28 protein-coding genes, 1 tRNA gene and 1 riboswitch are annotated in these 22,848 nt (G+C 64.7%); of the genes, 6 read left to right on the forward strand and 23 right to left on the reverse strand.

Going from position 1 to position 22,848, the window contains the following annotated elements; translation table 11 throughout:
* The first annotated feature begins 46 nt into the window (after positions 1-46).
* Positions 47-1,309, forward strand: coding sequence for an OmpP1/FadL family transporter (locus B3P22_RS07325; protein ID WP_296270522.1), 1,263 nt, complete (start codon positions 47-49; stop codon positions 1,307-1,309).
* Between the two features lie 37 nt (positions 1,310-1,346).
* On the opposite strand, the gene B3P22_RS07330 is transcribed toward B3P22_RS07325, so the two are convergent.
* From B3P22_RS07330 to moaB, 19 genes are all read right to left on the reverse strand, one after another.
* Positions 1,347-1,919 (reverse strand): glutathione peroxidase, encoded by a 573-nt coding sequence (locus tag B3P22_RS07330; protein ID WP_296270523.1) that lies wholly within the window; start codon positions 1,917-1,919, stop codon positions 1,347-1,349.
* A 63-nt stretch (positions 1,920-1,982) separates the two neighbouring features.
* Positions 1,983-2,108: a hypothetical protein gene (locus B3P22_RS07335; RefSeq protein ID WP_296270524.1), complete on the reverse strand. Its 126-nt coding sequence runs from the start codon at positions 2,106-2,108 to the stop codon at positions 1,983-1,985.
* Complete coding sequence (locus B3P22_RS07340) at positions 2,105-3,310, reverse strand: MFS transporter (protein WP_296270525.1); 1,206 nt, start codon at positions 3,308-3,310, stop codon at positions 2,105-2,107. The genes B3P22_RS07335 and B3P22_RS07340 overlap by 4 nt, the downstream gene beginning before the upstream one ends.
* Positions 3,311-3,362: 52 nt before the next feature.
* Positions 3,363-3,767, reverse strand: a complete 405-nt coding sequence (locus tag B3P22_RS07345) for a MarR family winged helix-turn-helix transcriptional regulator (RefSeq protein WP_197856656.1) — start codon at positions 3,765-3,767, stop codon at positions 3,363-3,365.
* Positions 3,768-3,839: 72 nt separating this feature from the next.
* The gene (locus B3P22_RS07350) at positions 3,840-4,571 is read right to left on the reverse strand and encodes an adenosylcobinamide-GDP ribazoletransferase (protein WP_296270526.1); all 732 of its coding nucleotides are present in this window, start codon (positions 4,569-4,571) and stop codon (positions 3,840-3,842) included.
* Positions 4,568-5,140 carry an alpha-ribazole phosphatase family protein gene (gene cobC, locus B3P22_RS07355; protein ID WP_296270527.1) on the reverse strand — a complete coding sequence of 191 codons (573 nt, stop codon included), beginning with the start codon at positions 5,138-5,140 and terminating at the stop codon, positions 4,568-4,570. The genes B3P22_RS07350 and cobC overlap by 4 nt, the downstream gene beginning before the upstream one ends.
* Positions 5,140-6,195 carry a nicotinate-nucleotide--dimethylbenzimidazole phosphoribosyltransferase gene (gene cobT, locus B3P22_RS07360; protein WP_296270528.1) on the reverse strand — a complete coding sequence of 352 codons (1,056 nt, stop codon included), beginning with the start codon at positions 6,193-6,195 and terminating at the stop codon, positions 5,140-5,142. Before cobT ends, cobC begins: the two co-directional genes overlap by 1 nt.
* Positions 6,192-6,713, reverse strand: coding sequence for a bifunctional adenosylcobinamide kinase/adenosylcobinamide-phosphate guanylyltransferase (gene cobU / locus B3P22_RS07365; RefSeq protein ID WP_296270529.1), 522 nt, complete (start codon positions 6,711-6,713; stop codon positions 6,192-6,194). The genes cobT and cobU overlap by 4 nt, the downstream gene beginning before the upstream one ends.
* Positions 6,714-6,787: 74 nt before the next feature.
* Positions 6,788-8,236 (reverse strand): cobyric acid synthase, encoded by a 1,449-nt coding sequence (locus tag B3P22_RS07370; protein ID WP_296270530.1) that lies wholly within the window; start codon positions 8,234-8,236, stop codon positions 6,788-6,790.
* A complete protein-coding gene (gene cobD, locus B3P22_RS07375; protein ID WP_296270531.1) occupies positions 8,236-9,246 on the reverse strand; it encodes a threonine-phosphate decarboxylase CobD in 1,011 nt (336 codons plus the stop codon). Before cobD ends, B3P22_RS07370 begins: the two co-directional genes overlap by 1 nt.
* Positions 9,239-10,147, reverse strand: a complete 909-nt coding sequence (cbiB, locus tag B3P22_RS07380) for an adenosylcobinamide-phosphate synthase CbiB (protein WP_296270532.1) — start codon at positions 10,145-10,147, stop codon at positions 9,239-9,241. Before cbiB ends, cobD begins: the two co-directional genes overlap by 8 nt.
* 3 nt (positions 10,148-10,150) lie before the next feature.
* The gene (gene bluB / locus B3P22_RS07385; RefSeq protein ID WP_197856664.1) at positions 10,151-10,804 is read right to left on the reverse strand and encodes a 5,6-dimethylbenzimidazole synthase; all 654 of its coding nucleotides are present in this window, start codon (positions 10,802-10,804) and stop codon (positions 10,151-10,153) included.
* Positions 10,801-12,093 (reverse strand): cobyrinate a,c-diamide synthase, encoded by a 1,293-nt coding sequence (locus tag B3P22_RS07390; RefSeq protein WP_296270533.1) that lies wholly within the window; start codon positions 12,091-12,093, stop codon positions 10,801-10,803. Before B3P22_RS07390 ends, bluB begins: the two co-directional genes overlap by 4 nt.
* Positions 12,093-12,704, reverse strand: a complete 612-nt coding sequence (cobO, locus tag B3P22_RS07395; protein WP_296270534.1) for a cob(I)yrinic acid a,c-diamide adenosyltransferase — start codon at positions 12,702-12,704, stop codon at positions 12,093-12,095. The genes B3P22_RS07390 and cobO overlap by 1 nt, the downstream gene beginning before the upstream one ends.
* Before the next feature lie 183 nt (positions 12,705-12,887).
* A riboswitch (cobalamin riboswitch) is annotated at positions 12,888-13,097 on the reverse strand.
* Positions 13,098-13,134: 37 nt separating this feature from the next.
* Entirely contained in the window at positions 13,135-13,455 is a 321-nt protein-coding gene (locus B3P22_RS07400; RefSeq protein ID WP_275546181.1) for a hypothetical protein, read from the reverse strand.
* Positions 13,456-13,461: 6 nt separating this feature from the next.
* Complete coding sequence (locus tag B3P22_RS07405; RefSeq protein ID WP_197856668.1) at positions 13,462-13,986, reverse strand: C40 family peptidase; 525 nt, start codon at positions 13,984-13,986, stop codon at positions 13,462-13,464.
* Between the two features lie 84 nt (positions 13,987-14,070).
* Entirely contained in the window at positions 14,071-14,691 is a 621-nt protein-coding gene (locus B3P22_RS07410; RefSeq protein ID WP_296270535.1) for a C40 family peptidase, read from the reverse strand.
* A 150-nt stretch (positions 14,692-14,841) separates the two neighbouring features.
* Positions 14,842-16,056, reverse strand: coding sequence for a gephyrin-like molybdotransferase Glp (glp, locus tag B3P22_RS07415; protein ID WP_296270536.1), 1,215 nt, complete (start codon positions 16,054-16,056; stop codon positions 14,842-14,844).
* Positions 16,053-16,592: a molybdenum cofactor biosynthesis protein B gene (moaB, locus tag B3P22_RS07420; protein ID WP_197856671.1), complete on the reverse strand. Its 540-nt coding sequence runs from the start codon at positions 16,590-16,592 to the stop codon at positions 16,053-16,055. The genes glp and moaB overlap by 4 nt, the downstream gene beginning before the upstream one ends.
* Positions 16,593-16,659: 67 nt before the next feature.
* Here moaB and mobA point away from each other — a divergent pair, with 67 nt between their 5' ends.
* The 3 genes from mobA (at position 16,660) to B3P22_RS07435 (ending at position 17,763) form a co-directional block, all read left to right on the forward strand.
* Positions 16,660-17,250 carry a molybdenum cofactor guanylyltransferase MobA gene (mobA, locus tag B3P22_RS07425; protein ID WP_296270537.1) on the forward strand — a complete coding sequence of 197 codons (591 nt, stop codon included), beginning with the start codon at positions 16,660-16,662 and terminating at the stop codon, positions 17,248-17,250.
* Between the two features lie 85 nt (positions 17,251-17,335).
* Positions 17,336-17,557, forward strand: coding sequence for a YgdI/YgdR family lipoprotein (locus B3P22_RS07430; protein ID WP_197856673.1), 222 nt, complete (start codon positions 17,336-17,338; stop codon positions 17,555-17,557).
* Between the two features lie 129 nt (positions 17,558-17,686).
* Positions 17,687-17,763 (forward strand) — tRNA-Pro (locus B3P22_RS07435).
* 62 nt (positions 17,764-17,825) lie between these two features.
* On the opposite strand, the gene B3P22_RS07440 is transcribed toward B3P22_RS07435, so the two are convergent.
* Both B3P22_RS07440 and B3P22_RS07445 read right to left on the reverse strand, forming a co-directional pair.
* On the reverse strand, positions 17,826-18,062 hold the full coding sequence (locus B3P22_RS07440) for a glutaredoxin family protein (RefSeq protein WP_197856692.1): 237 nt from the start codon (positions 18,060-18,062) through the stop codon (positions 17,826-17,828).
* Positions 18,063-18,110: 48 nt separating this feature from the next.
* Complete coding sequence (locus B3P22_RS07445; RefSeq protein ID WP_275546186.1) at positions 18,111-19,250, reverse strand: DUF5610 domain-containing protein; 1,140 nt, start codon at positions 19,248-19,250, stop codon at positions 18,111-18,113.
* 318 nt (positions 19,251-19,568) lie between these two features.
* Here B3P22_RS07445 and B3P22_RS07450 point away from each other — a divergent pair, with 318 nt between their 5' ends.
* Entirely contained in the window at positions 19,569-20,813 is a 1,245-nt protein-coding gene (locus tag B3P22_RS07450) for an OprD family porin (RefSeq protein ID WP_296270538.1), read from the forward strand.
* A gap of 106 nt (positions 20,814-20,919) precedes the next feature.
* On the forward strand, positions 20,920-21,192 hold the full coding sequence (locus tag B3P22_RS07455; protein WP_296270539.1) for a Rho-binding antiterminator: 273 nt from the start codon (positions 20,920-20,922) through the stop codon (positions 21,190-21,192).
* Between the two features lie 57 nt (positions 21,193-21,249).
* On the opposite strand, the gene B3P22_RS07460 is transcribed toward B3P22_RS07455, so the two are convergent.
* Positions 21,250-21,789, reverse strand: coding sequence for a DUF2058 domain-containing protein (locus B3P22_RS07460; protein WP_296270540.1), 540 nt, complete (start codon positions 21,787-21,789; stop codon positions 21,250-21,252).
* Between the two features lie 181 nt (positions 21,790-21,970).
* A complete protein-coding gene (gene mazG, locus B3P22_RS07465; RefSeq protein WP_296270541.1) occupies positions 21,971-22,789 on the reverse strand; it encodes a nucleoside triphosphate pyrophosphohydrolase in 819 nt (272 codons plus the stop codon).
* Positions 22,790-22,848: the final 59 nt, after the last annotated feature.

A 22,848-nucleotide genomic window follows, 5' to 3' on the forward strand; every position in this document is an offset into this window, starting at 1 on the left:
AAAAACTGTAGCGTGCGCCCCCTCGCCTCACCACAGGAGCTTCCCCGTGAGCAAACGCCTTCTCAAGACCGGCCTTGCCGTCGCTATCACTGCCACTTCCAGCCATGGCTTCGCCGCCGGCTTCGCCCTTAACGAACAAAGCATTTCCGGCATGGGTACGTCGTTCGCCGGCCGCTCATCGTCCGCCGATGACGCCAGCACCGTGTTCGGCAACCCGGCCGGCATGGCCCGCCTAAAGCGTGAGGAAATCAGCGTCGGCGCCGCTGCCATCTATGCCAAGAGCGATATCAGCCATGCCACAGCCAGCTCCGCCTTCGGCCCTGTGGCCGGCAGCAATGACGGCGACATGGTGCCGGTCACGGGCGTGCCCATGGGTTATTACGTCAAGCCGCTGGACGACAAGGTCGCCTTCGGCCTCGGTATCTACGTGCCATTCGGTCTGATGACCGACTACGAAAGCGGCTACCAGGGCCGCTACTACGCCGACAAGAGCTATGTGCGCGTCATCACTGTCCAGCCGACGCTCAGCTATCGTTTCAACGACAAGCTGTCGGTAGGCTTCGGCCCCACCTTTAACCATATCGAGGGCGAGCTTTCCTCGTCGCTGAATGCCGGCACCGAAGACGGCAAGGTGAAGGTCAAGGGCGATGATACGGCGGTCGGCTTCAACGTCGGCGTGCTGTACGAATTCACCCCGCAGACCCGCCTCGGTCTGACCTACCATTCGCGCGTGAAGTACGAGCTGGAAGGCGACACCCGGGTACAGGTCGGTGGCGCACTGGCAGGCCTGGCCGGCAAGTACGATGCCTCGCTTGACGTGACCACCCCCGAATCCGTGGACCTTTCGCTCACCCACGAACTCGACGACCGCTGGACCCTGTACGCCGGCAGCACCTGGACGCGCTGGAGTCGCTTCCAGGAAATCCGTATCGAGAACGAAACCTCGACGCTGCCGCCGCCGCTGGCCACCATCGTCGAAGAGCAGAACTGGCACGACACCTGGGCCCATGCTGTCGGCCTGTCGTACAAGCTCAACCCACAGTGGACGCTGCGTACCGGCATTGCGATCGACCAGTCGCCAACCAACAATGTCGACCGCTCGCCGCGCGTGCCGTCCGGCGACCGCACCATCTTCAGCGTCGGCGCCGGCTGGAGCCCGAGCGAGGACATGACCATCGACCTGGCCTACTCCTACCTGCGCGAAGAGTCGGTAGACGTCGATCACGTCAGCGCCACTCGCGGCGCCTACAGCGCCCGCTACAAGAACAGCGCGCATGGCCTGGGGGCGTCGCTCAGCTACCGTTTCTGATCGGCGTCACGCACGCGGCCAGGGACGGCTGCGTGAGCTACCTCCAACCGCTGAGGCTCAAGGGCTGCGAGGCGATGGCCTTTTCCACAGCGGCGATCAACTCGGGATCATCCGGCTTGGTCAGGCTGGAGAAGCTGGCCACCACCTTGCCCTGGCGGTCGACCACATATTTGAAGAAATTCCAGCGCGGCTGCCGGCTCTGTTCGGCCAGGCCCTTGAACAGGGGAATGGCGTCATCGCCGGACACCGCTTGCGGCTCGGTCATGGCGAAGGTCACGCCGTAATTGACGTAGCAGACCGTAGCCGTCTCCTTGCTGTCAGCAGACTCCTGCCGAAAGTCGTCGGACGGCACGCCCAACACTTCCAGATCCTGATCCTTGAAACGCTGATAGAGCGCTTCGAGCCCTTTGAATTGCGGGGTAAAGCCGCAGAAGCTGGCGGTATTGACCACCACCAGCGGCTTGCCGCTGTACTGGCAGAGTTCGATGTTCTCGCCCTTGGTGCGCAGCTTGGGCAGCTCGCCCTGCAGCATCGCCGGACATTCGGCGGCCAGCACCGGCAGCGCCAGACTGGAGAGCAGCAGGAAGCAGGCAAAACGGCGGAAAGACATGACGATTAACCTCGAGCGATAAAGCGATCTCGCCACGCTACTCGCAGGTCCGTCCGCAGGCAACTAGCAGATACCGACGCCCAACTGCAGCAAGGCCAGCCCGCCCTGGCGCCAACCCCACCAGGCCAGCGCCAGCAGCGAAGCGAGGCCCAGCGCCACGGCACCGAACGTCAGCGCCTTGCGGCTCACGCGGGCGTCCCCTGCAGGCGCGCCACCGGCACCTCGCGCACGGGCCAGTTGAGCGCCGCGGCCATCAGGCTCAGGCCGATAGAAATCTGCCAGACCAGATCGTAGCTGCCGGTGGTGTCGTAGAGATAACCGCCCAGCCAGCCGCCGAGGAAGGAGCCGAGCTGGTGGAACAGGAAGACGATACCACCGAGCATCGACAGGTTGCGCACACCGAACAGGGTCGCCACGGTGCCATTGGTCAGCGGCACGGTCGATAGCCACAGCAGCCCCATGGCGATACCGAACAGGTAGGCGCTCCACTGCGTCAACGGCGCCACCAGGAACAGCGTGATCACCACGCCACGCAACAGGTAAAGAATGCTGAGCAGACGCGGCTTGGCCATGCGCCCGCCGAGCCAGCCGGCGATGTAGGTGCCGAAGATATTGAACAACCCGACCAGTGCCAGCACCGTGGTACCCGTCAGCGCCGGCAGGTGGTGGTCGACCAGATACGCCGGCAGGTGCACGGCGACGAACACCACCTGAAAGCCACAGACGAAGAAGCCCAGCGCCAGCAGCCAGAAGCCGGAATGACTGGCGGCCTCGCGCAACGCTTCACCCAGGGTTTGCTGCGGGCCATGGCTCGCAGGGGGCGGCGTCTCGTTGATCATCGCGGCCAGCGGCACGATCAGCGCCATCAGCAGGCCCAGCGCCAACAGCGCCGCCGACCAGCCCAACCAACCGATCAGACCCAGCGTGCCCGGCAACATGGCGAACTGGCCGAACGAGCCAGCGGCCGCTGCGATGCCCATGGCCATACTGCGTTTCTCTACCGGCACCGCGCGGCCGACCACGCCGAGAATGACCGAGAACGAGGTGCCGGACAGGCCGATACCGATCAGCAGGCCGGCGCTCAGCGACAACGACAGCGGCGAGTCCGCCATGCCCATGCACAGCAGCCCCAGCACATAAAGCACGCCGCCGATGACGATGGCCTTGCGCGCACCAAAACGGTCGGCCAGTGCGCCAGTGATCGGCTGCGCCAGGCCCCAGATCAGGTTCTGCAGTGCGATGGCGAAGGCGTACACCTCGCGCCCCCAACCGAACTCCGCACTCATCGGCGGCAGGAACAGGCCGAAGCCATGGCGAGTGCCGAGCGACAGCGCCAGGATCAGCGAGGCGCCGAGCAGCAGCCAGGTGGTTGAACGCCAAGCAGTTGTCATTGTTGTCTCCAGCGTACGGCCGCCTGCGACCGTGTAGGCAGTAATACGGCCATCAGGCCAGTTCGTCGAGCAGCTTCATCAACTCGGCGCGGCGACTCTCACCCAGCCGAGCGTTCAGCGCACACTGCACCTGTTCCCACAGCGGCAGCGCCTGTTCGACACGTTGCAGGCCGGCCTCTGTGAGCCGTACCTCGCGAGCGCGCAAATCACGCCCTTCTCCCAGTTGCACCAGCCCCTGTTCTTCCAGCACCCGCAGATTGCGCCCCAGAGTACTGCGATCCAGCCCCATGGCTTCGGCCAGCACGGATATGCTCGGCTGGCCGAGCCGCTGAACATGGCGCAGCAAGGAAAACTGGGCAGCCCCAAGGCCGACGGCGGCTAGCGCGTCGTCGTAGCGACGGGTCACGCCACGGCTGGCGCGGCGTAGTTGGGTACAGAGACAGGAAGTCGGCAACATAAATGCAGGTATATACCCGCATCAGCGATTCACACTCATACAGTTACGCAGCGCGTCGCCATAACAGTTGCTTCAGAGGCTCAATGCCAGCGCCAGCAGTGCGCCGCATTCGGCCAGTTCGACCAGCGCTCCAGCGGTATCGCCCGTGGTGCCGCCCAGGCGCCGCAACAGCGCGCGGCGCAGCCACACGAACAACAGCGATGCCGTCGCCAGAGCCAGCAACGCGGGCCAGCCGAACAGCAGCATGCCCAGCAGATGCCCGCCGAGTGCCCAAGGCAACTGCTGGCGCGGTAGATGATCGACCAGCGCCTGGCCCAGGCCGCCGGCGCGCACGTATGGCGTGGTTGCCAGCAACAGCGGCAGCAGGCTGCGCCCCAGCCAGGGTAGCAATATCAGGCAGGCGCCCTTTCCGGCTTGCAACAGCGTCAGCAGCGCAGCGAACTTGAGCAACAGCAGCAGCACCAACACCACCACGGCGATCGGCCCGCTGCGTGGATCCTTCATGATCGTCAGGGTGCGCTCGCGATCACCGAAGCCGCCCACCCAGGCATCCGCGGTGTCGGCGAGGCCATCCAGATGCAATCCGCCACTTAGGCCAACCCAAAGGGCGAGGATGATCGCGGCCTGCAACAAAGCCGAAGTCTGCCCCAGCAGCAGATGTGCAAGCCATAGCAACAGGCCGAGCAACAGCCCTACCGCTGGATACCAGAGCAGCGAGCGCCCGACCTGTTCGGGCGTCGGCATGCCCGGCAAACTGACCGGCAGACGGGTGAGGAACTGCAGGGCGATCAGCAGCGCAATCATCGCAACTCCGTCAGTTGCCCGTCGGCGTCCAGGCTTAGGCGAAAGCGTTGGGCGTAGCCGACGTTGACCTGCAGCAGATCCTGGCGCGGCAGCTCACGTGCCCGCGCCAGCAGCAGGCGCATCACGCCGCCGTGGGTAACCAGCAGTAGACGCTGGCCGGCATGCGCCGTCGCCAGCCCCTGCAAGGCGGCAAGCACGCGTGCCTCGAACTGCAGCAGCGGCTCGCCGCTAGGTGGCGTGAAGGCATAAGGGTCGGCCCAGAAACGCCCCAGCGCTTCGGCATCGCTGTCCATCAGTTGCGCGGCGCTGCGCCCTTCCCAGTCACCGAAATGCAATTCCTGCAGGCCTGGCTCGTAGTGCAGCGGCAACCCGTGAGCTGCGGCCACTTCCTCGGCGAAACGCGCGCAGCGCTGCAGCGGCGAACTGATCAACCGATCCCAGGGCCCAGCCCCCTGCACGGCGGCGCGCAACTGCGCCCAACCCTGCTCGGTCAACGCATCGTCCAGGCTGCCGCGCAAACCACCGCCCTGCTCCGTCTCGCCATGACGCAGCAACTCCAGATGCAGCATCAGCTCGGCCTCTCGGCTACTGCGGCCTCGGCGAAAGTCGCCATCTGGCCGTGCAGCGCACAAGCCAGACGCAGCAAGGGTACGGCCAGGGCAGCGCCGCTGCCCTCGCCCAGGCGCAAACCCAGCTCCAGCAGCGGCTCGGCCTCCAGCGCCTGCAGCACACGCACGTGACCTGGCTCGGCTCCGTGGTGGGCGAACAGCAGCCAGTCGCGGCAGGCGGGATTCATGCGCACGGCGAGCAAGGCCGCAACGCTGCAGATAAAGCCATCGACCAGTACCGCGATGCCCTGCTGCGCAGCGGCCAGGTAGGCGCCAACGAGGGCCGCGATCTCGAAGCCGCCAAGGTGGACGAGCGCCTGCAAGGGTTCATCGATCTGTGCCCGATGCAATGCCAGCGCCGCATCGATGACCCGCGCTTTATGCGCCACGCCTGCGCCGTCCAGGCCGGTGCCGGGGCCAGCCAGATCGCTCGCCGGACAGTTCAGCAGCCAGCAGGCCAGCGCTGCCGCTGCCGTGGTGTTGCCAATGCCCATCTCGCCACCGACGAACAGATCGCAGCCGGCGGCGCGGGCGCGCTGGATACTGTCGCGTCCCGCTTCCAGGCAGATCATCGCCTGGGCCAGAGTCATGGCCGGATCACGGACGAAATTCTGTGTACCGGCGCCAACCTGGAGATGTCTTACCCCAGGCAGCAGCGGCAGCGGCTCGGCAGTGCCCAGGTCGATGACCTCCAGCGCGGCATCCAACTGACGCGCCAGCACGCTGATGGCCGCGCCGCCGCTGACGAAGTTGGAAAGCATCTGCCCGGTCACGGACTGCGGGTAGGCGGAAATACCTTCGGCCACCACACCGTGGTCGCCGGCGAAAATGGCGATCCACAACTTGTCCAGGCTGGGCCGCTCGCGCCCCTGCAGCGCCGCCAGATGAATGGCCAGCGCCTCCAGTCGGCCGAGCGAGCCGGCCGGCTTGGTCAATTGCTGTTGACGGGTTTCAGCCTTGGACCGGGCAACATGATCGAGCGGCTGGCATGGCCCTTGCCACCATTGCAGACTCATAACCCATCCCCTTTGAGCACCATGGGCAGCCCGGCGACCGTGAATACCACGCGCTGACTGCGCTCGGCCAGCGCCTGATGCAGCCAGCCAGCCTCATCGACATAACGGCGCGTCAGCTCGCCCAGCGACACCACCCCGAGTCCGGTCTCGTTGCTGACCAACAGAATGCGCCCCGGCTGCTCGCCTACGCAGTCCAGCAACGCCTCACGCTCGGCATCCAGGCGTTGCGGGTCTTCCAGCATCAGCAGGTTGGTCAGCCACAGGGTCAGGCAATCCACCAGCAGGCAACGCCCGGGGGCTGCCTGTTCGCGCAGCACGCGAGCCAGCGCCAGCGGCTCTTCGATCAGCGCCCAATGCGCCGGACGCCGCGCGCGATGCTGGGCAACCCGCTCGTTCATCTCGCCGTCGAGCGGCTGGCTGGTGGCGATGTAAACCACCTCTAGCCCAGACTCGTCGGCTAGTTTTTCGGCCAGGCGGCTCTTGCCGGAACGGGCGCCGCCGAGGATCAGTTCAAGCATGATTCAATCCACATTCATTTCTACCGGTAAGAGCGAGCTCTGCTCGCGAACCGCTTCGCGAGCAGAGCTCGCTCCTACAGACCGCACAGCGCTCTGAGCTTTTCGCTATCCAGGTGCAACTCCACCTGATCGGCCAGGCGCTCGATATCGCGTTCGCGCAAGGCCTGATAATCCACGTGCTGCACCTCTTTCAAGCCAGCCCAACGCAGCAGCGCAGCGAACGCTGGCGGCTGTTCGAAAAGGCCATGCAGGTAGGTGCCGAGCACCTGGCCATCGGCGCTGAAGCCGCCGTCGCTGCGGCCGTCGGCGAGCCGCACGGCGCCATTGAGACCCGGCCCGCGACTGACGCCGGCATGAATCTCGTAGCCGCTGACATCCGCTTGTTCCAGGCAGAGCTGGCCGTGCACGTTGCGTAGTTGCTTTTCCGGCTCCAGCACCGTCTCGAAATCCAGCAGGCCCAGGCCGTCGCTGCTGCCAGCGGCGCCTTCCAGACCATGCGGGTCATGAATCTGCCGCCCCAGCATCTGCAGGCCGCCGCAGATGCCCAGGACCTTGCCGTCGTAACGCAGATGGCGGGCGATAGCCGTATCCCAGCCCTGCTCGCGCAGACGCGCGAGATCAGCGCGCACGCTCTTGGAGCCGGGCAGGATGATCAAATCCGCAGGTGGGATGGCCTGACCCGGTCCGACGTAGGTCAGCTGCACCTGCGGATGCAGGCGCAGCGGGTCGAAATCGGTATGGTTGCTGATACGCGGCAGCACCGGCACCACCACGCGCAACGCCTGTTCTTCCTTGATTTGCTGACGGGTATCGACGGCGTCCTCGGCCTCCAGGTGAAAATCCATCAGGTACGGCAACACGCCGAGCACCGGCTTGCCGGTGCGCTGCTCCAGCCAGTCCAGCCCCGGCTTGAGCAGAGCAATGTCACCGCGAAAACGATTGATCACGAAGCCCCTGATCCGCGACTGTTCGCTGGGGCTGAGCAACTCCAGGGTGCCGACCAGGTGGGCGAACACGCCACCCTTGTCGATATCGGCGATCAGGATTACCGGACAGTCCACCACCTCGGCGAAGCCCATATTGGCGATGTCGCCGGCGCGCAGGTTGATCTCGGCCGGCGAGCCGGCGCCTTCGACCAGTACCAGTTGATGGCTCTCCAGCAGACGAGCGTGGGACTCCAGCACCGCCGCCATCGCCACCGGTTTATAGCCGTGATAGGTCAGTGCCTGCATATTGCCGATGGCGCGGCCATGGATGATCACCTGGGCGCCCATGTCACTGTTGGGCTTGAGCAGCACCGGGTTCATATCGGTGTGCGGCGCCAGACCAGCCGCCTGCGCCTGCACCGCCTGGGCACGGCCGATCTCGCCGCCATCTTCGGTCACCGCCGAATTGAGCGCCATGTTCTGCGGCTTGAATGGCACCACGGACACGCCCTGGCGGCGCGCCCAGCGACACAGCGCCGTTACCAGGGTGCTCTTGCCGGCATCGGAGGTGGTGCCCTGCACCATCAACGTCGGCATTAGGAGGTTTCCTCAAGACTGGCGAGGACCGGCGCGCACTCCAGCAAGCCCTGCTCCAGCCGCAGCCAGCCGGCCTCGTCTGCCGGCAGGCCGAAGCGCAGGCTGTCCAGCTCGGCGAACAGCCTGATCAGAATGCCGCGCCGCGCCAGCAGCTCCATGCAGGGCACCGCACGGCGGGTGCAGCAGAACTGGAACAGCGCCGAGCTACCGGTGACCGGCATGCCGCAATCACGCAGCAGTGCCGCCAGGCGCTCGCCGTCGGCCAGCAGGCGCTCGCGCTGGCGGTGCTGCCCATCAAGGTCGGCCAGCAGACTCAACGCCACGCTACGCGCCGGACCGCTGACGGCCCAAGGCCCGAGCAGCACCTCCAGCTCATCCAGCAGTGCCTGGGCGGCCAGGACGAAGCCCAGACGCAGGCCGGCCAGGCCGAAGAATTTGCCGAACGAGCGCAGCACAATCAGCCCCGGCATATCGCTGTAGGCAGCCAGACTGTGCTCCGGCGTGCAGTCCATGAACGCTTCGTCGACCACCAGCCAGCCGCCGCGCTCGGCCAGCTCATCGTGCCAGTCGAGCAGGCGCGCCGGCTCGATCAGGCGGCCAGTCGGATTGTTGGGATTGACTACCAGCAACACGTCGAGCTGCGGCAGGGCTCGATGCACCGAACCCTCGCTGAGCTTGGTGATGCGATGACCTTCGCGGCGCCAGGCCGCTGCATGCTCGGCATAGGTCGGCGTGAGGATGCCCACGCTACTGTGCCCGCGCAGACGTGGCAGCGCCTGGATCGCCGCCTGCGAGCCGGCCACCGGCAACAGGCTGGCGGCGCCGTAGTAATCGCGCGCGGCCGCCTCCAGGCCATCGTTGATCTCGGGCAACCGCGCCCAGGCGGCCGCCGGAACCGGCGGCAGCTCCCAACCGTAGGGCGCCACACCGGTGGACAGGTCCAGCCAGTCTTCCAGGGGAATGCCGTAGCGCTGCGCCGCGGCGCGCAGTCGACCTCCGTGTTCAAGCACCCAGCACCTCCCAGATCATCAGGCACAGCAACCACAGGCCAACGCCGGCAACGACCCGGTTCATCGCCCGCTCGATATCCCGCGCGCGCGGCGCCGGGCCCTCGCCCAGCTGCGGGCGTTCATGCAGCTCGCCGTGGTATTCGGCGGCACCACCCAGACTCACTCCCAGGCTGCCGGCACCAGCGGCCATCACCGGGCCAGCATTGGGACTGTCCCACAACGGCGCCTGCCGGCGCCAGCAGCGCAGCGCCAGCCAGGTATGCCCGAGCAGCGCATAGGTCAGCGCCACCAGGCGCGCCGGGATGTAATTGAGTACGTCATCTATCTTCGCGGCCGCCCAGCCGAAGCGCTCGAAGCGCTCGTTGCGATAGCCCCACATGGCGTCCAGGGTATTGCTCAGGCGATACAGCACGACACCAGGCGCACCGGCGACAATGAACCAGAACAAGGCGGCGAAGACCGCATCGGAGCCGTTCTCCAGCACCGACTCGGTACCGGCGCGGGCCACGCCGGTGGCGTCCAGCTCGGCGGTGTTGCGGCTGACCATCCAGCCGACCCGCTCGCGTGCCAACTGCAGATCGCCCAGGCGCAGTGCGCGGGCCACCGGTTGCGCATGCTCGTAAAGGCTGCGCAGGCCAAGGGCGAAATACAGGGCGAAGATCTCCACGGCCCAGCCCAGACCACTGATCTGCACCAGCAGCCAGGTGATCAGGGTCAGCGGCAGCACCGCCAGGCACCAGGCAGTAACACCGTGGCTGCGCCAGCCGCCGCCGGCGGGATTGAAGCGTTGCTCCAGGCGATCGGCCAGGCGCCCAAAGGCCACCAGCGGGTGCGCGCGACACGGCTCGCCCAGCACGGCATCCAGCGCCACGCCGGCACAGGTGATCAGCGCCAGGCTCATCGTTCAGTCACCCTGCACTCCCCATCGATTCTCGAATAGCAACTCGCTCAGCGGTCGAGGCGTGGCCCAGCCCTCTTCAACCAGCATCGGTTTCTCATAAAAGGCATCTACCGGCCCCAGGCACAGCAGCGCCACCGGCTTGCTGCCAGCCGGCATACCCAGCAGCTCGGCCAGCGCCTCGGGGTCGAACAACGATACCCAGCCGAGCCCAAGTCCTTCGGCGCGCGCAGCCAACCACAGATTCTGAATGGCGCAGGCGACCGAGGCCATATCCATTTCCGGCAGTGTGCGTCGCCCGAAGACATGCGCTTCGCGCCCCTCCATCAGCGCCACGGCCAGCAGCTCGGCGCAGTCACGAACGCCCTCGACCTTCAGCCGCATGAACTCGTCGCTACGCTCGCCCAGGGCCTCGGCGGTGCGCACCCGCTCAGCCTCCACCAACCCGTGGGCGGCCTCACGCAGTTGCCGGTCACTGATACGCAGGAAACGCCAGGGCTGCATCAGGCCGACGCTCGGCGCGTGGTGCGCCGCTTCGAGCAGGCGCGCCAGCACTTCGGGCGGCACCTCGCCTCCAGCGAAGTGACGCATGTCGCGACGCTCGGCGATGGCGCGGTACACCGCCGCGCGCTCTTCGGGGCTGAAGGCGTGCTCGCTCATGGACGCAACAGCGCGGCGGCCGCCTCCGGGTTGGACGGCAGATAGAAGTGAATGTAGCTGGCAGTGAGCCGCCCCAGGCGATACACCGCTTCGGCCACCGGCTTGCCGTTCGGGCAGCGACCCTGTGCCAGCGGCTCGAGCGGGCTTTCCAGCCGCGAGTGATGGTAAGTGTGACCGCGCAGTTCGCCTTCCGGGAGCGTCACTTCCTGCAGGGCCAGCGCCGTCAGGCGTGGTTGCAACGCGGCGCTGCCCACCAGCAGACCAAGCATGCGCCCGCTGGCCCCCTGCTTGTCGCGCAACTCGTCGAGCAGATAAAGCATGCCACCACATTCGGCGAGCAGCGGTTTGCCGGCCTGGTGATGGGCGCGAATGGCCGCGGCCATGGCCTGATTCGCTTCCAGTTCGGACAGGTACAACTCGGGGTAACCACCAGGCAGATAAAGGCTATCCACCTCGGGCAGTTCGCTATCGGCCAGCGGCGAAAAGTAACGCAGCTCAGCGCCCAGTGCCTGCAGCAGATCGAGGTTGGCCTGATAAAGGAAGGCGAACGCAGCATCACGTGCCACGCCGATACGAACTCCAGCCAGCCGCTCAGGTGGCTGCTCAATCACCGGCGCGGCAAAACTCACTGCCGGCGGTAGGTCGACGTCGGCGGTAGCGGCCAGCGCATCGGCCGCAGCATCCAGGCGCGCATCCAGATCCGCCAATTCGGCCGCCTGCACCAGGCCCAGATGCCGACTGGGCAACTCCACTGCTGCGCTGCGCGGCAAGGCGCCGAACCAGCGGATGCTCGATGGCAGGGCATCACGCAGGATATCACCGTGGCGGGTACTGGCGACGCGATTGCCGAGTACGCCGGCAAAGGGCAGATCAGGCTGGAAGGTAGCCAGGCCATGGGCCAGTGCGCCAAAGGTCTGCGCCATGGCCGCACCGTCGATCACCCCCAGTACCGGCACGCCGAAATGGCGGGCTAGGTCGGCCGCCGAAGGCTTGCCGTCGAACAGGCCCATGACCCCTTCGATAAGGATCAGATCAGCCTCGCCAGCCGCCTGCCACAACAGCCGCCGGCTCTCGACCTCGCCGACCATGGCGAGGTCGAGCTGGTACACCGGCGCACCACTGGCACGGGCATGGATCATCGGGTCGAGAAAGTCCGGCCCACATTTGAAGACACGCACCCGCCGGCCCTGGCGCGTATGCAGGCGCGCCAGCGCGGCGGTGACGGTGGTCTTGCCCTGGCCGGACGCCGGGGCGGCGATCAGCAGCGCCGGGCAGTGACGTGCATTCATCAGAATTCGATGCCCTTCTGCGCCTTCAACCCGGACTTGAACGCGTGCTTGACCAGGCTCATCTCGGTAACCGTGTCGGCCGCCTCGATCATTCCCGGCAAGGCACCCCGGCCGGTCACCACCACATGCTGCAGCAGCGGCCGGGCCTCGATATCGGCCAGGACCACCTCCAGCTCGAGGTAGCCATGCTTGAGGGCGATGTTCAGCTCATCCAGCACCACCAGGCCAACGGATTCGTCGCAGAGCAGGCGCTGAGCCACGGCCCAGGCTTCCTGCGCCTTGGCGATATCACGCTGGCGATCCTGGGTTTCCCAGGTGAAGCCCTCGCCCATCACGTGGTAGCTGACTTCCTCGGGAAAGCGGCGGAAGAAGGCTTCCTCACCGGTGCTGGCCGCGCCCTTGATGAACTGCACCACGCCCACCTTGAGGCCATGACCGAGGGCACGCGCGACCATGCCGAAGGCGCTGCTGCTCTTGCCCTTGCCATTGCCGCTGTGCACCAGCAGCAAGCCGTATTCATCCTGGGCCTGGGCGATCTTTTCGTCGATAAGAGCTTTCTTGCGCTGCATACGCGCCTTGTGGCGGACGTCGCGTTCGGCGGACTCACTCATGCTGTGCTCCTGCAAAGTCAGGCGCCCTCGTTGCCTGCATGAGCAGTGCGAACGGCAATGAAGAGATCGCGATGCGCTGCGCGTCCTCATCCAGGCACCAATGGCTGGTCAGGCGAGCGGAAGACAGGCAACACGAACGCCCCGGTGGAACCGGAGCGTTGGCCGGGCAGCGCCCTCCGCGATGCCGTGAAACTGCGACAGGCCGGTCTCCGGGCTTGTGAGCGAACCCGAAGGTTCGACGCTGCGCCTTCCCGTGCGATGCACAGTGGCCTTAAGCGGCGTTTGACTCACCTACCGTTGCGGGGGCAGCGCCGGCATTGGAACCGGCTTCCCTGTTTCACCCTGGCGTGGTCATTCATGACGACTTGGGGCACCTGAAGCAAGGCGCGCAGGGTAGAGGCTGGCAGCCCTGCCCGTCAACGCCGCCGCACTAATGCCTGGGTGTGAACCCCGGCGGCTTGCTCGCCAGCCACTCGACGAAGGTCCGCAGGCGCTCGTCCGCCAGCAGTGCCTCGCGACTGTTGTAGGTCAGGGCCAGCTCCTTTTCACTGAACAGCCGGTGAATCTGGTTGTGGCAGGCCCGGCAGACCCAGAGCGTGGCGGTAATGCGCTCATGACGGGCAAAGCGCTTCTGCACGTAGGCCTTGTCGTGCAGCGCCTTGGGAATCAGATGGTGACGAGTGAGTGCCACAGGCCGCGCGCAAAGCTCGCAGACCTCGGGCTGGGGCGGCAGGCGGATGGGCTCGGCCATGGCGAATCAGGGGTTGCGCGCAAGCTCGGGCGTGATCACACGCTTGGCATCGAGATAGACGCGCTGCCAGTAGACGTTGTCGAGGCTGTCCAGGCGCACGGTGCCGCCACTGGATGGCGCATGCACGAAGCGCCCTTCGCCGACATAGATGCCGGCATGGCTCACGGCGCGCCCGCCGTTGGTGGCGAAGAACACCAAGTCACCACTCTGCAGCGCATCACGGCGAACGTCAGGAGTACGCATCGCGCTCAACTCGCGGGTCGAGCGTGGCAGGCTGATACCGGCAGCATCGCGGTAAACATAGCCGATCAGGCCGCTGCAGTCGAAACCACCTTCCGGCGTGTTGCCACCATAGCGATACGGCGTACCCACCAGTCCCAGCGCACGGAACAACACGTCCTGCGCGCCACCCTGATAGGAGGACGAAGAAACCGGCGGATGGTAGATGGGCTGGGGGGCGGGAGCGCGGCTGCTACAGGCAGTCAGCAGCAGTGCGAGAGAAACGAGGACGACACGGGTCGTGAAAGGCATAAGCGAGGCGATCCAGGGCCTGAATGCGCTCTACTCTGCCGCTTGCAGGCAAACGGCGCAACCCTGGAGTTACGCCGTGACACATCAATTGTGGCGCTTGGCCGCGACTTGCTCTTCCACCGGAGCCAGCGCAAGGACGCGCTTGGCCTGCAGGTAGCTGCGGTTCCAGTAGCTGTCATCGAGGCTGTCGATGCGCACGCCACCGCTGCGGCTGCTGCTGGAATGGATGAACTGGTCATCACCCAGGTAGATGCCGGCGTGGCTGACACGACCACGACCGCGGTCATTGAACAGGATCAGGTCGCCAGGCTCCAGATCGGCGCGCGCCACCTTGGGCGCGTCGAGATTGATCAGCTCGCGAGTGGAGCGTGGTAGCTCCAGGCCGACTTCCTCACGGAACAGGTAACCGACGAAACCGCTGCAATCGAAACCGGACTGTACCGAGGTGCCGCCGTAGCGATAGCGCGTACCGATCAGCGAACGCCCGAGATCGAGCAGGCTGTCGGCCAGCTGCGGCATTTCATAGGGTTCGTCGTCGATCAGCGCGTTGATGTCATCATCGGCAGGCTCGGCCTGCTGAGACAGCGGACGAACAACGGGCTCGACCGTGGCTTCGCTGACCTGCGGTTGCGGCGAGTGGCCGGCGCAGGCAGCGAGAAAGACTGTAAGTGCAAGAGGCACGAGGGGTGCGAAGCGTTTTAGCATGGGCACGACCGTGTCGATTGAATTTATAAGTGCGCGACTATGCCCTCTATAAAGCCCATTTGCAAATTCTATCGACGGAAATGTGACCCAGTGGTTTCACCGCGCCATCTAAAGCGCCCGACCATTCGCACAACCGGGCGCTTCAGGGCGCTAGCCGAGAATCTCGCTCAAGGGGATGAAGCGCAGCATATCCCCTTCGGCCAGCGTGCTACCTTCCATTACTTCTGCCAGCCCTTCGGCCCACGCGGCGCTTCGCAAAACACCCGAACTCTGGTTGGCGTACGGCACTACGCGGCCATTCTCCAGGCGCGCGCGCAGGTACTCACGACGCATGCCCGGCTTGCCCCAGGTGAACCCTGCCGGCATGGCGAAACCCAGCGGCTCCACTCGCTGCGCGCCGAGGCGACGCAACATATACGGACGCGCCAGCAAACCGAAGGTGACCAGCGTCGAAGCCGGATTGCCCGGCAGACCTATCACCGGAACGCCCTGGTAATGACCGAAGGTCAGCGGCTTGCCCGGCTTGATCGCCAGCTTCCACAACGCCAGCTCGCCCGCCTCGCGCAGCGCCAGGCCAAGGTAATCCGCCTCACCCACCGAAACACCACCCGTGGAAAGAATCAGATCCACCTCGCCCAAGGCGCCCAGCGCCTCGCGGGTGAGCTGCAGATCGTCGGGCAATATCCCCGCATCCACCACCGCGCAGCCCAGACGCTGCAGCCAGGCGATCAGCAGGCGCCGGTTGCTGTTATAGATCTGGCCCGGGCCAAGTGTCTGCCCCGGCTCGACCAACTCGTCGCCAGTGGACAGCACCGCAACACGCAGGCGCCGACGCACCAAGAGCTGCGCAGCCCCCAGAGACGCGGCCAGCCCCAGCTCGATGGGCCCCAAACGCGTACCCGTGGGCAGCACGCATTCCCCCGTGCGGGTTTCCTGACCCTGGGCGCGAACGTTCTGCCCGACTTTCAGCCGCTCGCGGAAATCCACGCACCCCGCCTCATCGACCTCGACGTTCTCCTGCATTTCCACGGTGTCGGCGCCTTCTGGCAGCGGCGCGCCAGTGAAAATGCGCGCGCAGGTTCCCGGCTGCAGTGGCATGGGCGCAGTACCGGCCAGGATACGCTGACTGACCGGCAACGGCTGGCCGTTCCAATCGGCCAACCGCAGGGCATAACCGTCCATGGCGCTGTTGGCCCAGGGCGGCAAATCCAGCGCGGCGATCAGCGGCTCGGCCAGCACCCGGCCATCGGCATCGGCCAGCGCAACCTGCTCGGTCTGTTCGATGGGCGCAGCATTGGCCAATGCCAGCAGACGCTCCAGCGCCGCCTCCATGGGCAGCAAGCCGGGATGATCGCAACAACTCATCCGCGCGACTCGCAGGCGCCCACCGGTTTCAGATGCGGCACGAAATTACAGGGGCGATGCCGTGCATCCAGCTGTTCAGCGAGAATCCCGTCCCAGGCCGTGCGGCAGGCATTGGTCGAACCAGGCAGGCAGCACACCAGCGTGCCGTTGGCCAGGCCGGCCAGCGCGCGCGACTGGACGGTGGAAGTGCCGATGTCGGCCACGGAGATCTGCCGGAACAGCTCGCCAAAACCATCGACCTGCTTGTCCAGCAGGCAGGCGACCGCCTCCGGCGTGCTGTCGCGCCCGGTGAAGCCGGTACCGCCGGTGATCACCACGACCTGCACCTGATCCTCGGCAATCCAGGTCGCGACCTGGGCGCGAATCTTGTACAGATCGTCCTTGAGCAGGACGCGCGCCGCCAGTTGGTGCCCGGCAGCGGTCAGTCGATCGACCAACAGTTGCCCCGAGGTATCGGTCTCCAGCGTGCGCGTGTCGCTGACGGTCAGCACGGCAATGTTCAGCGGCACGAAAACCGCATCGGCCTTGTGGTTCATGGCAGGCTTCCAATTGAGAGAGAATGGGCGCTGTTATATCACACAGCCTGACTTCGGAGACTGTCGCATGCCCGCATCCACCACCCTTCCCGCCTGCTCGGTGCTACTGCTTTCCGGCGGCCGCGGCCAGCGCATGGGCGGACGCGACAAGGGGCTGATCGAATGGCGAGGCCAGCCGCTGATAGCCTGGCTGCACGACCTGACCAGGCCGTTGAGCGACGACTTGATCATTTCCTGCAATCGCAACACCGAGCGCTACGCAGCCTATGCCGACCAACTGGTCGCCGATGCGCACCAGGACTTTCAAGGGCCGCTAGCCGGCATTCGCGCCGGCATGGCCGCGGCGCGCCACGAGCAGATGCTGGTGCTGCCCTGCGATGCGCCGCTGGTGGACCGCGCACTGATCGAATCGCTTCTCGCCCACGCCGGCAGCCGGCCGGTGGTGATTCGCCAGGGCAGCTATTGGCAACCACTTTTCTGCCTGCTGCCGACACGATTTAAGGATGACCTGGAACAAGCCTGGCACGCAGGCGAACGCAGCCCGCAACGCTGGTTCGGCAGGCTGTCGCCCGTGGCGATCTACTGCGCCCTGGACGACCTCCGGCTAGCCAACCTGAACACACCGGAAACGCTCGCGGAAAACGCAGCCCCCAATTGAAGCGCAACGCCCTAAGCGGAACTCATACGACAGTTTTACGTCAGAGCGAGGGTATGGCACTTATTTGAATGCAAGGAGACAGACCATGACCAAACGGATCATCCCCGCCCTGCTGATGACTATCGGCCTCGCTGCACTGGCCGGCTGTTCCACGCCGTCGGTGATCACGCTGAACGACGGGCGTGAGATCCAGACCGTGGACAAGCCGAAGTTCGATGAAGACTCCGGCTTCTACGAATTCGAGCAACTCGACGGCAAGCGCGCCACGATCAACAAGGATCAGGTGCAGACCGTCAAGGATCTCTGAGCCCGGACCTGAGGCACTGCTGACAGACACCGGGGCTCGCCCCGGTTGCAAAAAGGGATGATTGGCCTACAGATTTTTTCAGGCTAACCCCTTGTGCAATAAAAGTTTTTCGGTAGAATACGCCTCATTCGGAGTGTAGCGCAGCTTGGTAGCGCGTCTCGTTCGGGACGAGAAGGTCGCAGGTTCGAATCCTGTCTCTCCGACCAAATCAAAAACCCGCCTTAACCGGCGGGTTTTTTATTGCCTGCGATTTGTCGGCATCGGCCTTTCAGCTCAGAAAGACCACCACCTGCTCGGCATCGAATGGCCAGTTCAGCTCGCTGCCGGTATCGCAACGGCGCAGTACCGGAATACGCAAACCGTACTGCTCGACCATCCCTTCGTGCTCGGCAATGTCGATCAACTCGACCAGCAGGCCATTCTCGACGAAGGGCATCAACAACGCCTCGGCCACCTCGCAGAGGTGACATCCCAGGGTTCCGAAAAGTTGGCATTCCGGTGTCATAAGCGCACCTCACTGTCAGCAAGGTGCGCAGTTTAGCACCGGCCTGGATCAGCTCGCGTCGACATCCTTGCCGGCCTGATCGGCGAGCAGCGATTGCAAGCCGTCCAGCAGGCTGCGGTTGAGGCTGTCGGCCTTGTCCAGACGCGCCTGGTCGAAGCGATCATCGAGCGAGAAGCCGCCCTTGAGCAGATCCTTGAGCAGGCCACCGGCATCCTTGCTCAGGCCGTCGGCACTGCGCAGCGCATCGAGCAGCCCCTGGGCATATTCCTGCAGCCCACCATTGACCGCGCTGGCGCCCTGCCCGGCCACCGCACCGTAGGCATCGGTGGCCTGACGCACGCTGGTCTGGGTCAGACGCAGGGACATCGACGCCAATTGCTCGCTGTCGATATCCAGCGCCATGGCGCGGTCGAAGGCGCCAGCCAGATCACCCGCATAGAACTTGTCGGAGAGGTCCTGCACCTGACTGAAGAGTTTCTCCAGCGCCTTGACCTCGTCATCATCCAGCTCGCCCTCGACTTCCACTTGCCAGCCGCCGATGCGCATGCTTCCGGACTGGCTGCTACCGGAGACCGTCGTGGAATTGCCATCGCTGGCGGCAGCGAAGCTGCTCTGCGACCAATTGGCCGAAGCCTGCGCCACGGAAATGCGCAGACGATCGCCATCGCGTGTGGTGACGGACAGGTCGAACGTCTCGGCCACTGCGCTGAAGCGCTCGCTGTAACCCGCCAGGGCAACCTTGTCGGAAGCGGAAGAAGCCGCACTGCCGAAGCGCTTGTCGAGATCGCCAAGGCCGTCCTGAATGCGCTTGTAGGTATCGTCGATATCGCTGGCCACCTGGCCCTTGAGCGCGCCCATGCCATCGATGATCTTGCGCGCCTCGGCGAAGCCCTTCTCCACACCGTCGCGCGCCTGGGACAGCAGCTTGTCCAGCTTGGCCGGATCAGCGCCAGCGGCCGCCTCGCTCTGCAGGCGCTGCTCGATGAAGTCGATGATCCGCCCGGCTACTTTCTCCGGGGTGTAGTCATCACGTGATCCGGAGAGCGAACCCGGCGGCACGCCCAGCTTCTCGGCAAGGCGGTTGGCCAGGGTGGCCTGGGCGTCGGCAGCATTGTTGCGCGCCGCCATGGACTGGCCGGATTGCGCAGCGCGGGACGCGGCGGAATTGAGTGAGCTCAGAAGATTCATGGCTAGGTACCCGAATAGGTTATCTGCCGAACTTAACGGCCGAAAGAAGACTAGCTTTAACCTTTATCGACCAACGGCTGCCGTTTTTTCTCAGTCTCATTGGCCGCGAGCGCTTATTTTTCCGATCGATGGCCACCAGCCGATAACCCCCAAAGCCACGTCCTAGAGCGTAGGTCTGCCAGGCCACGGCTTCGCTTGCAAACGCGCCAGACTAAAGTCTTACAGTCGACTCGCAATCCAGATGCTTTATTTCATCGCGCCGTAACTGGCCGGTCACATTGTGGCCAGCCTGCTAATAACAACGAGGAGACAACAATAATGAGCAAGACTCCCCTCGCCCGCGCCGTGGCCCTCGCCACGCTGGGCGCCAGCCTGACCCTGCCAACCCTGGCACAGGCTGATTTCATTGGCGACAGCAAAGCCACTCTGGAACTGCGCAACTTCTATATGAATCGCGATCTGCGCGACCCGGGCGTCGCCCAGTCCAAGCGCGAGGAATGGGCGCAGGGCTTCATTTTCAAGGCCGAGTCCGGCTTTACCGAAGGCACCGTGGGTTTTGGTCTGGATGCCTATGCCGGCCTGGGGTTGAAACTCGACTCCTCGGACGAGCGCGCCGGTACCAACCTGCTGCCCAATGGTTTCGGCAACGAAGGGCCTGACGAGTACTCCGAAGCCACCGGCGCGGTCAAGGTGCGCCTGTCCAAGACCGTGGGCAAAGTCGGCGGCTTGATGCCCAAGCTGCCGGTCGTCTCCTCAGGCGACTCGCGCCTGCTGCCGCAGATATTCAACGGCGGCATGATCACCTCGCAGGAAATCGACGGCCTGACCCTCAACGGCGGCCAGCTGCGCGAAGTGAATTTCCGCAACTCCACCAACAGCCAGGACATCACCGCCACCAACGTCGGCGGCGAGAGCGATCGCTACAATTTCGCCGGCGGCGACTACAAGTTCAACGGCGGCAACACCACGGTCGGCCTGTGGTACGGCGAGCTGGAAGACATCTACGACCAGAAACTGTACAACCTGATCCATGTACAGCCGATCGGCGACTGGAAACTGGGCGCCAACCTGGCTTATTTCGACTCCCAGGACAACGGTCGCAAACTCGGCGGCAATCTCGATAACGATCTCACCTCGGTCAACCTCTGGGCTGGCATTGGCGCGCACACCTTCCGCGTGGGCTATCAGAAGGTCGGTGGCGACAATGCCTTCCCCTTCCTGGCCGAAACCGATCCCTACATCGTCAACTACCTGCAGATTCTCGACTTCACCCGCAAAGACGAGAAATCCTGGCAGGCACGCTATGACGTCAACTTCGCCAGCTATGGCATCCCAGGCCTGACGGCCTTCGTACGCTACGTCACCGGCGACGGCTTCGACGGCGTAGGCGGCGCGAGTGGCAAGGAATGGGAGCGCGACGTCGACATCAGCTACATCATCCAGCAAGGCCCACTGAAGAACCTGGGTGTGCGCTGGCGTAACGCGATGGTGCGCTCCAATGCGAGCATTGGCGACCTGGACGAAAACCGCCTGATCGTCAGCTACACCATCCCGCTGATGTAAGCTCCACGCCGAAAAGAAAGCGCCGCAACACCGGTACCGGGTTGCGGCTTTTTTGTCTATCCGAAAAACAGTCGGCTAGGCTCTAACGATCTCGGAGGATAACTCGATGGACGACTACCAACCCCTGGCCTGCGATCTCTACGACTATCTCGAAATCGCCTGCATGCACCGCTATCAGCTGGATATCGAACTGGTCGACGGCTCTCACCTGCAGGGCCAGGCCCTGTCCACGGAAACCACGGCGAGCAAGGAGGAGTTCCTTTTGGTGCATACGAGCGATGGGCAACAGCGCCTGCGCATGGATCGCCTGCTGGCGATCACCCCACAGGACGCCGGCGCCAGCTTCGGCCGGGTGCTATTGGGCAGCAAGCGCTGCTGAGCGCGACGCACCACGATCAGTTGCGGTGCATGCTGCGCAGCGCTCGGTAACGCTGCGTTACCACATCAGGTCGTCAGGGATCTGATAGGCCGCGTAAGGATCGTCGGCATCCGGCTCTTCGACATGGGTATTGAGCAGGACGATGCGGGAGGCATCGCGTTCCTGGATCTTCAACGCCGCCTCGCGCGGAATAATTTCATAACCGCCACCATGGCGAACGATGGCCAGCCAGCCGTTGGACAGTTTGTTGCGCACCATGGTGTTGACCGGCAGGCGCTTGACCTTCTTGTCGTCGACGAAGTTGTAGTAGTCCTCGCCATCGAGCTTGGGCAGGCGCGAACGCTCGATCAGTTGCTTGATCTGCGCCGTACGGGCTTTCTGCTCGGCCTTTTCCTGCTGCTGGCGGTTCAGTTCCTGGTCGCGTGCAGCCTTCTCGGCCTGGGCCTGCAGCGCCGCCTGGCGCGCGCTGTCGTCCAGTTCGGCCTGGCCCTTGTGCGCCAGACGCTTCTGCTTCTGCTGCTGTTTGCCAACCTGCTTGGCCTGTTTTTCGTTGACCAGGCCGGCTTTGAGCAGCTGGTCGCGCAGGGAAAGACCCATGACTAAAGATCCCGAACATGATGTTGTTGCGGCAGCCGCGCAGATTCGCGCTGCCAGTCCAAGGCGCCCAGCATAAGGGCTAAGGCGCAGCGGCTCCAGCCGAATCGGCGCACGATGCGGCCCTCGTAGCCCGGATGAAATCCGGGAGCGACTAGCCAGCCATTCCCGGATTTCATCCGGGCTACATCTTCTCCCGCTTCTTGGCCTCGCCCCAGAGGGCGTCCAGTTCCTCCAGCGAGCAACCATCCAGGCTGCGTCCGGCTTCACGCACGCTTTGCTCGATAAAGCGAAAGCGTCGCTCGAACTTGCCATTGGCTGCGCGCAGCGCGGCCTCCGGGTCGACTTTCAGGTGCCGCGCCAGGTTGGTCACCACGAACAGCAGATCGCCAATCTCCTCGGCTACCGCCTCGGTATCGTTCTCGCTCATGGCTTCGAGTACTTCGTCCAGCTCTTCGCGCACCTTGTCCATCACCGGCAAGGCGTCGGGCCAGTCGAAGCCGACCTGCGCCGCACGCTTCTGCAACTTGGCGGCGCGCGAAAGCGCCGGCAGTGCGCTGGGTACATCGTCTAGCAGGGACAGTTGCTCAGGGACCGCGGCCTTTTCTGCGCGCTCCTGCGCCTTGAGTTCTTCCCAGCGCTGCTTGACCGCGGCCTCCTCCAGCTTCGCCGCATCCGGCGCGCCGTACAGATCACCGTCGGGGAACACATGCGGGTGGCGGCGGATCAGCTTGGCGGTGATGCCGTCGACCACCTTGGCGAAGTCGAAGCGCCCCTCCTCGCGGGCCAGCTGGCTGTAGTAGACCACCTGGAACAGCAGGTCACCCAGCTCGCCGGGCAGGTGATCGAAATCGCCGCGTTCGATGGCATCGGCGACTTCGTAAGCCTCCTCCAGGGTGTAGGGCACGATGCTCGCGTAGCTCTGCTTGAGGTCCCACGGGCAGCCGTATTGCGGATCGCGCAGGCGTGCCATCAGGTGCAGCAGGTCATCGAGTTGGTACATGGAACTCCTTGGAGACGTAGCCCGGATGCAATCCGGGAATGCTTCGTCACATGCCCCGG

The sequence above is a fragment of the Pseudomonas sp. UBA6323 genome, assembly GCF_002439135.1.
GTDB lineage: Bacteria > Pseudomonadota > Gammaproteobacteria > Pseudomonadales > Pseudomonadaceae > Aquipseudomonas.

What these genes read in the sequence shown, in the direction of transcription:
- B3P22_RS07330 (WP_296270523.1), bottom strand. Translation starts at nt 1,919, where the DNA reads ATGTCTTTCCGCCGTTTTGCCTGCTTCCTGCTGCTCTCCAGTCTGGCG.
- B3P22_RS07340 (WP_296270525.1), bottom strand. Translation starts at nt 3,310, where the DNA reads ATGACAACTGCTTGGCGTTCAACCACCTGGCTGCTGCTCGGCGCCTCG.
- B3P22_RS07345 (WP_197856656.1), bottom strand. Translation starts at nt 3,767, where the DNA reads ATGTTGCCGACTTCCTGTCTCTGTACCCAACTACGCCGCGCCAGCCGT.
- B3P22_RS07350 (WP_296270526.1), bottom strand. Translation starts at nt 4,571, where the DNA reads ATGATTGCGCTGCTGATCGCCCTGCAGTTCCTCACCCGTCTGCCGGTC.
- cobC (WP_296270527.1), bottom strand. Translation starts at nt 5,140, where the DNA reads ATGCTGCATCTGGAGTTGCTGCGTCATGGCGAGACGGAGCAGGGCGGT.
- cobT (WP_296270528.1), bottom strand. Translation starts at nt 6,195, where the DNA reads ATGAGTCTGCAATGGTGGCAAGGGCCATGCCAGCCGCTCGATCATGTT.
- cobU (WP_296270529.1), bottom strand. Translation starts at nt 6,713, where the DNA reads ATGCTTGAACTGATCCTCGGCGGCGCCCGTTCCGGCAAGAGCCGCCTG.
- B3P22_RS07370 (WP_296270530.1), bottom strand. Translation starts at nt 8,236, where the DNA reads ATGCCGACGTTGATGGTGCAGGGCACCACCTCCGATGCCGGCAAGAGC.
- cbiB (WP_296270532.1), bottom strand. Translation starts at nt 10,147, where the DNA reads ATGAGCCTGGCGCTGATCACCTGTGCCGGCGTGGCGCTGGATGCCGTG.
- bluB (WP_197856664.1), bottom strand. Translation starts at nt 10,804, where the DNA reads ATGAGCGAGCACGCCTTCAGCCCCGAAGAGCGCGCGGCGGTGTACCGC.
- B3P22_RS07390 (WP_296270533.1), bottom strand. Translation starts at nt 12,093, where the DNA reads ATGAATGCACGTCACTGCCCGGCGCTGCTGATCGCCGCCCCGGCGTCC.
- cobO (WP_296270534.1), bottom strand. Translation starts at nt 12,704, where the DNA reads ATGAGTGAGTCCGCCGAACGCGACGTCCGCCACAAGGCGCGTATGCAG.
- B3P22_RS07400 (WP_275546181.1), bottom strand. Translation starts at nt 13,455, where the DNA reads ATGGCCGAGCCCATCCGCCTGCCGCCCCAGCCCGAGGTCTGCGAGCTT.
- B3P22_RS07405 (WP_197856668.1), bottom strand. Translation starts at nt 13,986, where the DNA reads ATGCCTTTCACGACCCGTGTCGTCCTCGTTTCTCTCGCACTGCTGCTG.
- B3P22_RS07410 (WP_296270535.1), bottom strand. Translation starts at nt 14,691, where the DNA reads ATGCTAAAACGCTTCGCACCCCTCGTGCCTCTTGCACTTACAGTCTTT.
- glp (WP_296270536.1), bottom strand. Translation starts at nt 16,056, where the DNA reads ATGAGTTGTTGCGATCATCCCGGCTTGCTGCCCATGGAGGCGGCGCTG.
- moaB (WP_197856671.1), bottom strand. Translation starts at nt 16,592, where the DNA reads ATGAACCACAAGGCCGATGCGGTTTTCGTGCCGCTGAACATTGCCGTG.
- mobA (WP_296270537.1), top strand. Translation starts at nt 16,660, where the DNA reads ATGCCCGCATCCACCACCCTTCCCGCCTGCTCGGTGCTACTGCTTTCC.
- B3P22_RS07430 (WP_197856673.1), top strand. Translation starts at nt 17,336, where the DNA reads ATGACCAAACGGATCATCCCCGCCCTGCTGATGACTATCGGCCTCGCT.
- B3P22_RS07440 (WP_197856692.1), bottom strand. Translation starts at nt 18,062, where the DNA reads ATGACACCGGAATGCCAACTTTTCGGAACCCTGGGATGTCACCTCTGC.
- B3P22_RS07445 (WP_275546186.1), bottom strand. Translation starts at nt 19,250, where the DNA reads ATGAATCTTCTGAGCTCACTCAATTCCGCCGCGTCCCGCGCTGCGCAA.
- B3P22_RS07450 (WP_296270538.1), top strand. Translation starts at nt 19,569, where the DNA reads ATGAGCAAGACTCCCCTCGCCCGCGCCGTGGCCCTCGCCACGCTGGGC.
- B3P22_RS07455 (WP_296270539.1), top strand. Translation starts at nt 20,920, where the DNA reads ATGGACGACTACCAACCCCTGGCCTGCGATCTCTACGACTATCTCGAA.
- B3P22_RS07460 (WP_296270540.1), bottom strand. Translation starts at nt 21,789, where the DNA reads ATGGGTCTTTCCCTGCGCGACCAGCTGCTCAAAGCCGGCCTGGTCAAC.
- mazG (WP_296270541.1), bottom strand. Translation starts at nt 22,789, where the DNA reads ATGTACCAACTCGATGACCTGCTGCACCTGATGGCACGCCTGCGCGAT.